Origin of the sequence: Riemerella anatipestifer (assembly GCF_009663465.1) — a bacterium.
GTDB lineage: Bacteria > Bacteroidota > Bacteroidia > Flavobacteriales > Weeksellaceae > Riemerella > Riemerella anatipestifer_C.
Map to the genome: position 1 here is coordinate 249,656 of NZ_QXHU01000004.1, position 11,169 is coordinate 260,824.

General features: G+C 39.5%; 12 protein-coding genes. 6 read left to right on the forward strand and 6 right to left on the reverse strand.

Annotated features, from left to right (window positions below; translation table 11 throughout):
- Positions 1-585 precede the first annotated feature (585 nt).
- Both gltX and D1003_RS07445 read left to right on the forward strand, forming a co-directional pair.
- Complete coding sequence (gltX, locus tag D1003_RS07440) at positions 586-2,097, forward strand: glutamate--tRNA ligase (protein WP_153936310.1); 1,512 nt, start codon at positions 586-588, stop codon at positions 2,095-2,097.
- Positions 2,098-2,150: 53 nt separating this feature from the next.
- Complete coding sequence (locus D1003_RS07445; RefSeq protein WP_064969922.1) at positions 2,151-3,107, forward strand: acetyl-CoA carboxylase carboxyltransferase subunit alpha; 957 nt, start codon at positions 2,151-2,153, stop codon at positions 3,105-3,107.
- Positions 3,108-3,149: 42 nt separating this feature from the next.
- Here the strand turns inward: D1003_RS07445 and D1003_RS07450 are convergent, their stop codons facing one another.
- Positions 3,150-3,731: a DUF6759 domain-containing protein gene (locus D1003_RS07450; protein WP_153936311.1), complete on the reverse strand. Its 582-nt coding sequence runs from the start codon at positions 3,729-3,731 to the stop codon at positions 3,150-3,152.
- A 144-nt stretch (positions 3,732-3,875) separates the two neighbouring features.
- Between D1003_RS07450 and tsf the strand changes: the two genes are divergently transcribed.
- The gene (gene tsf, locus D1003_RS07455; RefSeq protein ID WP_014937989.1) at positions 3,876-4,844 is read left to right on the forward strand and encodes a translation elongation factor Ts; all 969 of its coding nucleotides are present in this window, start codon (positions 3,876-3,878) and stop codon (positions 4,842-4,844) included.
- 90 nt (positions 4,845-4,934) lie between these two features.
- Here the strand turns inward: tsf and nth are convergent, their stop codons facing one another.
- On the reverse strand, positions 4,935-5,564 hold the full coding sequence (nth, locus tag D1003_RS07460) for an endonuclease III (protein ID WP_153936312.1): 630 nt from the start codon (positions 5,562-5,564) through the stop codon (positions 4,935-4,937).
- A gap of 32 nt (positions 5,565-5,596) precedes the next feature.
- On the opposite strand from nth, the gene bcp reads away from it, so the two are divergent.
- Both bcp and D1003_RS07470 read left to right on the forward strand, forming a co-directional pair.
- Complete coding sequence (gene bcp, locus D1003_RS07465; RefSeq protein ID WP_014937991.1) at positions 5,597-6,046, forward strand: thioredoxin-dependent thiol peroxidase; 450 nt, start codon at positions 5,597-5,599, stop codon at positions 6,044-6,046.
- A 10-nt stretch (positions 6,047-6,056) separates the two neighbouring features.
- Positions 6,057-8,171 carry a prolyl oligopeptidase family protein gene (locus D1003_RS07470; protein ID WP_153936313.1) on the forward strand — a complete coding sequence of 705 codons (2,115 nt, stop codon included), beginning with the start codon at positions 6,057-6,059 and terminating at the stop codon, positions 8,169-8,171.
- Between the two features lie 55 nt (positions 8,172-8,226).
- Here the strand turns inward: D1003_RS07470 and D1003_RS07475 are convergent, their stop codons facing one another.
- The 4 genes from D1003_RS07475 to D1003_RS07490 all read right to left on the reverse strand — a co-directional run bounded on the left by D1003_RS07475 (position 8,227) and on the right by D1003_RS07490 (position 10,857).
- Positions 8,227-9,069 carry an alpha/beta fold hydrolase gene (locus D1003_RS07475; RefSeq protein ID WP_153936314.1) on the reverse strand — a complete coding sequence of 281 codons (843 nt, stop codon included), beginning with the start codon at positions 9,067-9,069 and terminating at the stop codon, positions 8,227-8,229.
- Positions 9,066-9,833, reverse strand: a complete 768-nt coding sequence (locus D1003_RS07480; protein ID WP_153936315.1) for a UDP-2,3-diacylglucosamine diphosphatase — start codon at positions 9,831-9,833, stop codon at positions 9,066-9,068. The genes D1003_RS07475 and D1003_RS07480 overlap by 4 nt, the downstream gene beginning before the upstream one ends.
- 27 nt (positions 9,834-9,860) lie before the next feature.
- The gene (locus tag D1003_RS07485; RefSeq protein WP_153936316.1) at positions 9,861-10,304 is read right to left on the reverse strand and encodes a 6-carboxytetrahydropterin synthase; all 444 of its coding nucleotides are present in this window, start codon (positions 10,302-10,304) and stop codon (positions 9,861-9,863) included.
- A gap of 175 nt (positions 10,305-10,479) precedes the next feature.
- Positions 10,480-10,857, reverse strand: a complete 378-nt coding sequence (locus D1003_RS07490; protein WP_014937996.1) for an HU family DNA-binding protein — start codon at positions 10,855-10,857, stop codon at positions 10,480-10,482.
- Between the two features lie 121 nt (positions 10,858-10,978).
- On the opposite strand from D1003_RS07490, the gene D1003_RS07495 reads away from it, so the two are divergent.
- Positions 10,979-11,140, forward strand: coding sequence for a hypothetical protein (locus tag D1003_RS07495; protein WP_153936317.1), 162 nt, complete (start codon positions 10,979-10,981; stop codon positions 11,138-11,140).
- The last annotated feature ends 29 nt before the right edge of the window (positions 11,141-11,169 follow it).

Here is an 11,169-nt window from a genome sequence, read left to right on the forward strand (position 1 = left end):
ATTGAACCAATAAGAAAACGCCTTTCCCCTCTAAACACACACAAAACGAGAGGAAAGGCTAAGACAGAGAGAATAGAGTATCCTCTCTGTACGCTAGAAGCCCCTAACCCAAACCACCCATTCAGCTGATGAAAAAGACGGACTTCTAGCAGATATTTATGAAAACAAAACTTAGCGTATGCCAAACGCCAAATGCCCCCAACGAAGATTGGCGGAACATTATTTATGATTGATGATAAAAATCTAAAGAATTTTTTATATAATACGACGCGTACGCGGGTAACTAGTCTGTGTGTGTGTGTGTGTGTGTGTGTGTGTGTTTACGAAATTATTTGAGATAGCCAAATAATTTTGCAACTTTTTTTCACTTTGTTGTATGTAGCTGGTATCGTGTCGCATAAACTGGAGGCAAATGTATAAGCATTTTTTTAGATATGCAAATTTTTTTAGACATTAAACGCCTCATACCTATTTGTGCAACGAAATCACCACAACAATATAATTAGCTCCAAAAAACTTCAATAATATTAGAAACTTGCGTTTACATTCTGTAAATTTGTTGCCTTAAAAAAGAATTATCAGAATATGGAAAAGGTACGCGTTCGTTTTGCACCAAGTCCTACGGGAGCTTTACATTTGGGAGGTGTAAGAACGGCATTATACGACTATTTGTTTGCAAAACATCACGGAGGCGATTTTGTCCTTAGAATAGAAGATACCGACTCTGCTAGATATGTAGAAGGTGCAGAAGAGTACATTATGGAGGCACTAGAGTGGTGTGGCATCGTCCCTGATGAAAGCCCTAAACATGGTGGTCCTTATGCTCCATACCGACAGTCGGAACGAAGAGCCATCTACGACCAATATACCAACCAAATACTAAAAACAGATTATGCCTACATCGCTTTTGATACTCCAGAAGAGCTAGACGCTATCCGAAAAGAGTTTGAAAGCAGAGGCGAAGTTTTTGCGTACAATTACAGAACTCGTGGCAGACTTAGAAATAGCATCAGCCTTCCTAAAGAAGAGGTAGAGCAACTACTTGCCGAAAATACGCCTTATGTGGTAAGGTTTAAAATGCCTGTGGACAGAATTGTAAGCCTTAAAGATATCATCAGAGGGGACTTTAGCGTAAATACCAACGACCTAGACGACAAAGTTTTAGTTAAAAATGATGGAATGCCAACCTATCATTTCGCTAATATTATTGATGACCACGAAATGAAAATTACTCACGTAATTAGGGGAGAAGAATGGTTGCCATCTATGGCGTTGCACGTACTCCTATATGAAGCTATGGGTTGGGACGCTCCAGAGTTCGCTCATTTATCATTGATATTAAAGCCTGAAGGCAAAGGTAAACTAAGTAAAAGAGATGGAGCTAAGTTTGGGTTCCCTGTTTTCCCATTAGATTTCCAAGACCCCGAAAGCGGAGAAGTTTGGAAAGGGTACAGAGAATCTGGCTATTTCCCAGAGGCGTTTATAAATATGGTAGCCCTCCTCGGCTGGACTCCAGCAGACGATAAAGAAATTTTATCTATGGAAGAGATGGTTCAGGAGTTTGACCTCTACAAAGTACACAAAGCAGGTGCTAGATTTAGTTTAGACAAAGCGAAGTGGTTCAACCATCAATATCTACAACAAAAATCTAACGACCAACTTTTGGAAGAATTAAAACAAATAGAAGGCGTTAATTCTGAACAAATTTCTGATGAGGTACTTCTGAAAATAGTTTCTCTAATGAAAGAAAGAGCCACTTTTGTAAAGGATATCTACGAGGAAGGAAAGTTCTTTTTTGAAGCCCCTCAATCTTTTGATGAGAAAGCCGTTAAAAAAGCTTGGAAGGAAGACACTCACGGAGTAATGTCTGCTCTAACAACTGTACTAGAAGCTATTTCTTTCGATGCAGAAACCATCAAAAATGCCATTCACGATTTTGCAACAGAACATTCTTTAGGTATGGGTAAAGTAATGATGCCTTTGCGTTTGGCACTCGTTGGGGAGCTAAAAGGTCCCGATGTACCAGATTTGATGGCAATCATTGGCAAAGAAGAAAGCCTTAACAGATTAAAAAAGGCGTTGGAGGTTTTAAAGTAAAATCTCTTTTATTAAAAAATTATTAAATTTGAACGGTAAATTATCTCATCAATATGGAATATTTAGATTTTGAAACCCCTATAAAAGAACTTATGGAGCAGTACGAAAAGTGCTCTCTAGTAGGCGAAGAAAGTGGCGTGGATATGAAAACGGCGTGTAGCCAAATAGAAGATAAAATCAACAAGAAAAAGAAAGAGATATACGGTAATCTTACGCCTTGGCAAAGGGTACAGTTATCTCGCCACCCTAACAGACCTTACACTTTAGACTACATCAAAGGAATTGCAGACGAAGGCAGCTTTGTAGAAATGCACGGTGATAGAAACTTCGCAGATGATACCGCGATGGTGGGTGGTTTAGCCAAAATTGAAGGACAGTCTGTAATGTTTATAGGCACTCAAAAAGGACGAACGACCAAAGAAAGACAACACAGAAGATTCGGAATGAGTAACCCTGAAGGCTACCGAAAAGCTCTTAGACTAATGAAATTGGCAGAGAAATTCAATATTCCTGTCGTTACTTTTATAGATACTCCAGGGGCTTATCCTGGTCTAGAAGCAGAAGAAAGAGGTCAAGGCGAGGCTATTGCAAGAAACATCTACGAAATGTGTCAACTTAAAACCCCTATTTTCTGCTATGTAATCGGCGAAGGTGCTAGTGGCGGGGCTTTAGGTATAGGTGTGGGTAACAAAGTTTATATGATGGAGAACTCTTGGTACTCTGTAATTTCTCCTGAAAACTGCTCTGCTATATTGTGGAGAAACTGGGAGCATAAAGAAGAGGCAGCCTCTACTATGAAACTAACAGCACAAGACTCTCTCAAAGAAAAAATTATAGATGGTATTATAGAAGAACCTCTAGGAGGAGCCCACTACGACCCAAGTGTAGCTTACCAAAATGTGAAAAACTCTATCTTAAATAACATCAAAGCCTTTAAGAAATTCTCGGCTAAGGAGCTAGAATCTCAAAGACAAGATAAATTTATTTCAATGGGCAGATTTAAAGGGTAACAAAAAAGAGGTTGTTTTTATCAACCTCTTTTTTATTTATATCTAGTTCCCTAGAATCATTTCCATATCATCAGTTACCTTTTTAGAAGTGTTAAATTGAGCATTGCATATTGTAGAAGAAAACTGGTAAGTCCCTTTTTGCAATAAAGTCGCATTTCTACCTAAAGCTGGGATATTTAGTTCTAATGTCCTTCTACCATCACTAATTTTAAGGATAATTGGACATTTGGACTTATTTCTTACAGAAAAATAAGCCTCATTTTTGTTAGGTGTATCGCCTAAAAGATGGTTAATCATATCGGCAGCTTTCTCATTTTCTGTCTTAGAAGAAGTGCCTTTAGTATTATTATTAGTCTTAGACGATGATTTTTTTTCCACTACTGGAGCAGATGCCGTCTTATTCTTGGGAGTACTTGATGTATTACCATTGAGAATATTATAAAGTTTGGCTTTAAATTTTGGGGTATCGGGGTGGTCTGGATTATACTTTATAAAATTAGCAATTACCTTAATATCATCAGAAGCCTCCACCTGTTGCGGCGTATATTTTGACTGTGCTTTAGCCAAAACACACATACCCAATAGCAGTCCCCATACTGTTAGTACTTTAAATGTTATTTTCATCTCGTTTATATTTAAACACCTTACTTATTATCCAAAACTACGCAAAAACTCTATTTTTAGTTTATGTTAAAATTATTATCTTTGCACGGGTTTATTTAGAAGCCCAAATATAGGGATTAAAAAATAACTAAAAATATTATTATTATGTATTCACCAGCTGCAGCAGATGTTGCAAAACTAAGAAACACTACAGGGGCAGGAATGATGGACTGCAAAAAGGCTTTAGTAGAAGCTGAAGGAGATTTTGATAAAGCAATAGAAATCCTTAGAAAAAAAGGACAAAAGGTAGCTGCTAATAGAGCTGACAGAGAGTCTGCAGAAGGAGCTGTTATTGCTAAAGTAAATGCAGACAACACTGCAGGTGCTATCATCGCTCTTAATTGTGAAACTGACTTCGTGGCTAAAAACGAAGACTTCGTAGCACTCGCTCACAAATTAGCTGAACAAGCAATTAACTACTCTAGCAAAGAAGAGTTTTTAGCTTCTGACTTTGGAGGAATGACCGTAGCTGATAAACTTATCGAGCAAACGGGAGTTATCGGAGAGAAAATTGAAATCGGAGCGTTTGAAACTATCAAAGGAGCTTATCTAGGAGCTTATATCCACGTAGGAAATAAAATCGCTGCTATTACAGCTCTTTCTAAAAACTTCGACCAAGCGGCAGATTTAGCTAAAGATGTATCTATGCAGGTAGCTTCTATGGGAGCTGAAACGCTTTCTTACAAAGATTTTGATCCAGCTTACATCGCTAGCGAAACTGAAGCTCGTATTGCTGTAATACAAAAAGAAAACGAAGAGTTAGTTCGTTTAGGTAAGCCGTTAAAGAATGTACCTAAATACATCTCTTATGCACAACTTACTGAAGAAGTTCTAAAACAAGCTGAAGAAGATGCTAAAGCAGAACTAAAAGCAGAAGGCAAGCCTGAACAAATTTGGGATAAAATTATTCCTGGTAAAATCCAAAGATTCATCAGCGATAACACAACTCTAGACCAAGAGAAAGCGTTACTAGACCAAAACTTCATTAAAGATGACAGCAAAAAAGTAGCTGAATATGTGAAGTCTTTCGGTGATGATGTAGAAATCGTAGGATTTAGAAGAGTAAGTCTTTAATTTTATGAAGTTATAACAAAACTTCTTGATATAATAAAGTGAAAGCCCCTAATTTTAGGGGTTTTTGTTTTGAATAGAGGTAAGAAAAAATTATTCCTTCTTCTTTTCAAAAAGCATTTTGGTAATAAAATCTTTATCGCCTTTACCTCTAGCGGGAGAGTATTCTCTACCATAGAAAATAATTTGCAGATGTAAGCTATTCCATTTGTCTTTTGGAAAAATCTTTTTGGCGTCTTTTTCAGTTTCGGTTACATTTTTTCCAGAAGTGAGTTTCCATTGAGTCATCAGCCTATGGATATGGGTGTCCACAGGAAACGCAGGAACGCCAAAGGCTTGGCTCATCACCACTGAAGCCGTCTTGTGTCCCACACCAGGTAAGGCTTCCAACTCTTCAAAAGATTGGGGTACTACGCCTTGGTGTCGCTCTACCAACAGCTCCGCCATTGCTTTAAGGTTTTTAGCTTTGGTGTTTGATAGACCTATTTCTTTGATTAAATTTTTAATTTCATCAACTTCCAACTCTTTCATCTTGAAAGGTGTATCTGCTACGGCAAATAGTTGGGGGGTTACTTCATTCACTTTCTTGTCGGTAGTTTGTGCCGAAAGAGCCACGGCAACCAGCAAGGTGTATGGGTCTTTGTGGTCTAGAGGGATAGGCGTCTCGGGATATAGGCGTTCTAACTCTTGTATGATGATTTCGACTCTTTGTTTTTTGGTCATTTTAAACTAAATTTGGGACAAAAATAAACATTATGATAAACATAGGTGGTAGCCTTCCTGCTTTTACGGTAAAAAATCAAGACGGAAAAGAGGTGAGTGCATCAGACTTTAAGGGTAAAAAATTAGTGATATTCTTTTATCCTAAAGCCAACACGCCAGGGTGCACAGCAGAGGCGTGTAATTTAAGTGAGAACTACGAGGCTCTACAAAAACAAGGCTATACTCTTTTGGGTGTGAGTGCCGATTCTGTGGAAAAACAAAAGAAATTTCACGATAAATTTAACTTTCCTTATGACCTTCTAGCCGATGAAGAAAGACAAATCATAGAGGCTTTTGGGGTATGGCAACTTAAAAAGTTTATGGGGAAGGAGTTTATGGGTATTGTTCGTACCACCTTTATTTTTGATGAAAATGGCGTGTGTACGAGGATTATAGATAAAGTAAAAACAAAGGAGCATTCGGCTCAAATATTAGAATCTTAAATTATTAGTTATGAAGTTTAAACATTTGTATTTAGGAGTAGCTGCTGTGGCGTTGGCGTCTTGTAGCACTCAACAAAAAACCGCTAAAATGAATTATCCTGAAACTAAAAAAGTAAACCATACCGACACTTACTTTGGTACACAAGTACAAGACCCTTACCGTTGGTTGGAGGACGACCGTGCGGAGGATACCAAAGATTGGGTAAAGAGACAAGTGGCTTTTACACAGAACTATCTAGACCAAATCACTTTCCGTAACGAAATTAAAGACCAACTGAAAGAAATCTGGAACTACGAAAAAATTTCAGCCCCTTTTAAAGAAGGCGATTATACCTATTTCTATAAAAATGATGGGCTACAAGCTCAATCGGTGTTGTATAGAAAAGATAAGAATGGCAATACAGAGGTCTTCTTAGACCCTAATCAGTTTTCTAAAGATGGGACTACCTCTTTGGCGGGTATTTCTTTTAATAAGAAGGGAAACTTAGTCGCGTATAAAATTTCGGAAGGTGGTAGCGATTGGAATAAAATCATCATTCTAGATGCCATTACTAAAAAACCAATAGACGAAACTTTAGTAGATGTTAAATTTAGTGGGATTTCTTGGCTAGGAGACGAAGGCTTTTTCTACTCTAGTTACGATAAACCAGACGGAAGTGTACTTTCGGCTAAGACCGATATGCACAAGGTGTATTTCCATAAGTTAGGGACTAAGCAGTCTCAAGACCAACTCATCATAGGGGGCGAAAATTTCAAAAGGAGATATATGAGTGCTGGCGTTTCCGAAGACCAGCGTTATCTTATCCTTTCTGCAGCTAATGCGACTAATGGCAATGAGCTTTATATTAAAGATTTAAAAAACAACACCGATTTTATCCCAGTTCAGAAAGGCTACGATTATAATACAGATGTGGTAGATACCAAAGGCGATTTTATCTATGCTCTTACGGATAAAGGTGCTCCTAATATGAGGTTGGTGAAGTTTGATATTAAGAATCCTAGTGTTTGGACAGATGTGATTCCTGAAACGGAAAATGTACTAAGAGTATCCACAGGAGGAGGCTATATCTTTGCTAATTATATGAAAGATGCCGTAACATTAGTACAGCAGATGGATTACAACGGAAAGAAAGTGAGAGATATTACTCTTCCTAGTAAAGGCACTGCAGGAGGATTCTCTGGTAAAGATTCCGAAAAAGAATTGTACTATGCTTTCACGAGCTACATTACACCCAATACCATCTACAAACTTAATGTGGAAACGGGAGCGTCTTCGGTGTATCAAAAGCCAAAGGTTAAGTTTAACCCAGATGATTTTGTTTCGGAGCAAGTGTTCTACACTTCTAAAGATGGCACTAAAGTTCCAATGACCATCAATTATAAGAAGGGGCTTAAGCTAGACGGTAAAAACCCTACCATTCTTTATTCTTATGGAGGGTTTAATATCAGTTTAACGCCTTCGTTCTCTGTGGTAAATGCGGTGTGGATGGAAAACGGAGGCATCTACGCTGTGCCTAACATTAGAGGTGGGGGCGAGTATGGTAAAAAATGGCACGATGCAGGAACCAAAATGCAAAAGAAAAATGTATTCAACGATTTTATAGCGGCTGGCGAATACTTACAATCTAAAGGTTATACTTCTCCTGAATTTATGGCACTTTCTGGGCGTTCTAACGGAGGGCTACTTGTGGGGGCTACAATGACGATGCGTCCCGACCTTGCCAAAGTGGCTTTCCCTGGGGTGGGCGTTTTGGATATGTTGAGGTATCACACCTTTACTGCAGGAGCAGGGTGGGCGTACGATTATGGTACGGCACAAGACGACAAAGCGATGTTTGAATATCTAAAATCTTACTCTCCTGTACACAATGTTAAGAAAGGCGTTTGCTACCCTTCTACTATGATTATTACTAGCGACCACGACGATAGGGTAGTCCCTGCACACTCATTTAAGTTTGGAGCGGAGCTGCAAGAAAAACAGACTTGCTCTAATCCAGCACTTGTTAGAATAGAAATGAATGCAGGACACGGAGCAGGACGCTCTACCGACCAAGTGATAGGCGAAAATGCCGACTTAATGAGCTTTGCTCTTTATGAGATGGGCATCAGAAGTCTTAAAAAGTAAGGTGTAATACATGCTTTCAAAATAAAAATCCAACACGATAAGAGTGTTGGATTTTTTATTTCAAGTAATCTTCCACAATGTGCCATAGTGGAGTGTTGTAACTTCTAAAAAAGTTGATGTGTCCGATATTGTTTTTAGGAGAAAGTTCAGCTTTTATGATATGATATTCAGGTTTAAGATTGTGATAAGTGTCCATTAAACTTTTAACGCCTTTTTCTGTGAGCCAGCTGTCATCATCGGCGTAGAGAACCAAAGTATCCTGATGAAGATGCTCTGTATGGTTATAAGACATTTCTAGTAGTTTAAGAGTAGATTTTTTGTTGAGAATAAGCCTTCTCCAATCGTAAGCTACACCCTTTGGAAGAGATTCTCCTAGACCAAGAATAGAGGCAGGGAAATACCCTAATATTTCGGTAAGTATAGGTTGCAGTATGCCAAAACCTAAGTAAGCAGCCCATCTGGTTTTAGAATCTAAGTGCTTTACATAAGCGTTTTGAGCTCCTATGAATATTATCTTTTTAAAAAGATTAGTGTCTGGGTTCATTCCTGCAATCAAAGCTCCTACGGAATGCCCCATAATATATTTCTCGTAATGAGGGAAATGGGTTTTGATGTAGTTGGTCAACGTTTTATAGTCTTCGGTTCCCCATAGCCTCATACTGGCTTTAAAGCCTTTCATTTTAGTGGGTTTAGAAGATGCGATGCCTCTATAATCGTAAGTAATTACCGTGTAGCCTTTCGCCATTAGGTATTTGGCAAAATTGTAATAGACATATTGTTTTACTCCTGTTGCTGAATTGATGAGTAATAATTTACCATTAGTGTTCTCTACTTCTGGTTTAAAGAGGCTTACCGCAAGAGGGTAGCCATCGGAAGTGGTGAGGGTAAAATCACTCATAAGTTGCCTAGGTATTTAAGCTGAAATTGAGCCCCATCAAAAACACCATAAGAATAGTAGGAAATCCAATCGCCTAGATTCACATAAGAGGCTCCTGCTCCCACCTCCAAAATCATCGGGAGGTGTCTATGCCCAAATACGAAATAGTCTATATGCTCTGCCTTTAGTTTTTCTTTGGAATAGCGTATTAAAAACTCTCGGTCTTCGCCCAAAAATTCTTTGTCTTCCTCGCCACTTATCATTTTGTTTTTCTGGGAAAGGTACAGGGCAAGCCTCATTGAAATATCGGGGTGAAGCCATTTGAACAGCCACTGGGCTAGAGGGTTGGTAAAGACCTTTTTCATTCTTTTGTAGCCCTTATCGCCAGGACCTAAACCATCGCCGTGGGCAAGGAGAAACCTTTTACCATTGATGGTGGCGTACCTTTTCTCAAAAAAAACGGGTATTCCGAGCTCTTTCTCAAAGTAGTCTTTCATCCACAGGTCGTGGTTGCCTACAAAAAAGTAGAGGTCTATGCCTTGGTCTTTAAGTTCGGCTAGTTTGCCAAGCACCCTCACGAAGCCTTTAGGAACTACAAACTGCCACTCGTGCCAAAAATCAAACAAATCTCCCATAAGAAACAGCACTTGGGCATCGTGCCGAATGTCTTCTAGCCATTGTACAAACTTTTGTTCCCTAAGTTTACTGGCTTCTGGAGTGGGAGCGCCGAAGTGCTGGTCGGAGGCGAAGTAGATTTTTTTTCCGTCTTCTAAGGTAATCGTCATAGCGTGGGTAACTTCTGTTTTAAAAGGCTAATTTTCTTCTGCCAACCATTCTCCGTAGGAGTTTTCGGTTTCGTGGAGCTTTAGGTAGGCGAGTTGCACAGACTTGGGAAGTCTGTTTTTGATTTTAGTGGCAATGTCGTAAAGCATATTTTCGCAAGTAGGCTGGTAGTTGCAGAATATTACTTTGTGCCCTTTTTCTTCTAACTCTTTTCCTAGGCTGATGTGCGGTGAGCTGGCGTTGAGCAAGACGGCGTGGTCCCATACATCTACAATCTCTTCTTTCACTATCTTTTTGATGTCCCCAAAATCTACTACCATTCCGTTTTTGGGGTGGTCTAAATCATTGATAGGGACGCCCTTCACGGTAACAAAGAGTTTGTACGAATGTCCGTGCATATTCTTGCATTTACCATCGTAGTTATAGAGGACGTGGGCGGTTTCAAATGAGAAAATCTTAGTAATTCTAATCATAGGGCAAAGATACTAAATAATCGGTGATGTGGTTTTATCGCTGGCGAAAAAGCCGCAACTAAGGCTAGGGTATAGCCCACGCAAAAGCCCCACGGCTCTGTGGCGGTGAGGCTTTTGTGGCTTACTTTTACGCCAAGTCTTTGTTTTGTTTTAGGCTGTGGCGTTTGAGGGGGCTTTACTTCTCTTGTTCAAATTTCATATCGCTAAGGGTCTTCTTAAACTCGGTACTAGGGGTAAATAAGACTTTAATCCCTTTGATTTTGTCCGTAGTAAAGGCTTGCTCTGTATCTGCCCCTTCGCTAGAAAACGAAATTCTAAAGGTCCCAAAATCGCCCAGCTGTACGCTGTTGCCTTCTACAAGTTTGGACGGTAGGATATCCAACAGGTTTTGGATGACATTATTAACATCTCCTGCCGTAAGGGAAGACCGCCCCGAAATTTCTTTCGCAAGGCTTTTCTGATTTACACTGCCCGATTTTACAGGGTTGGCATACCATTTCTTTGGAGCTTCGGCATCTCCTGGTTTTCCTTTTTGAACGAGTTTGTACTTCATAATGTTGATTTTTAAAAATGATTAGCTTCTCAAAGCTAAAAAAAATCTCGCACTGGGACAAACTTTTTTCCATCGGGCAGGAATTTTTTTTCCGTCAGCCTCGCGTAAAATTTCCTGCCCGATGGAAATTTTACGCGAGACCGATGGAAGTGAAGACCGCTCCCAGAGGCTTTTGCCAAGGGGTGGGTTGGTAGGACTAAAAACCCCCTTTTTGCGTTCTAGATTCTTAGCAATAGAGGGGGCTATGGATTGGCTTTGCTACCGCACGATAGACGAGGGGTAAGGGTTCCGTTTGGCGTACTGCCCTTTTAT

Coding starts and splice junctions, on each gene's coding strand:
- bcp (WP_014937991.1), top strand. CDS start 5,597: ATGATAAACATAGGTGGTAGCCTTCCTGCTTTTACGGTAAAAAATCAA.
- D1003_RS07490 (WP_014937996.1), bottom strand. CDS start 10,857: ATGAAGTACAAACTCGTTCAAAAAGGAAAACCAGGAGATGCCGAAGCT.
- D1003_RS07480 (WP_153936315.1), bottom strand. CDS start 9,833: ATGACGATTACCTTAGAAGACGGAAAAAAAATCTACTTCGCCTCCGAC.
- D1003_RS07475 (WP_153936314.1), bottom strand. CDS start 9,069: ATGAGTGATTTTACCCTCACCACTTCCGATGGCTACCCTCTTGCGGTA.
- D1003_RS07470 (WP_153936313.1), top strand. CDS start 6,057: ATGAAGTTTAAACATTTGTATTTAGGAGTAGCTGCTGTGGCGTTGGCG.
- gltX (WP_153936310.1), top strand. CDS start 586: ATGGAAAAGGTACGCGTTCGTTTTGCACCAAGTCCTACGGGAGCTTTA.
- D1003_RS07485 (WP_153936316.1), bottom strand. CDS start 10,304: ATGATTAGAATTACTAAGATTTTCTCATTTGAAACCGCCCACGTCCTC.
- D1003_RS07450 (WP_153936311.1), bottom strand. CDS start 3,731: ATGAAAATAACATTTAAAGTACTAACAGTATGGGGACTGCTATTGGGT.
- D1003_RS07495 (WP_153936317.1), top strand. CDS start 10,979: ATGGAAATTTTACGCGAGACCGATGGAAGTGAAGACCGCTCCCAGAGG.
- D1003_RS07445 (WP_064969922.1), top strand. CDS start 2,151: ATGGAATATTTAGATTTTGAAACCCCTATAAAAGAACTTATGGAGCAG.
- tsf (WP_014937989.1), top strand. CDS start 3,876: ATGTATTCACCAGCTGCAGCAGATGTTGCAAAACTAAGAAACACTACA.
- nth (WP_153936312.1), bottom strand. CDS start 5,564: ATGACCAAAAAACAAAGAGTCGAAATCATCATACAAGAGTTAGAACGC.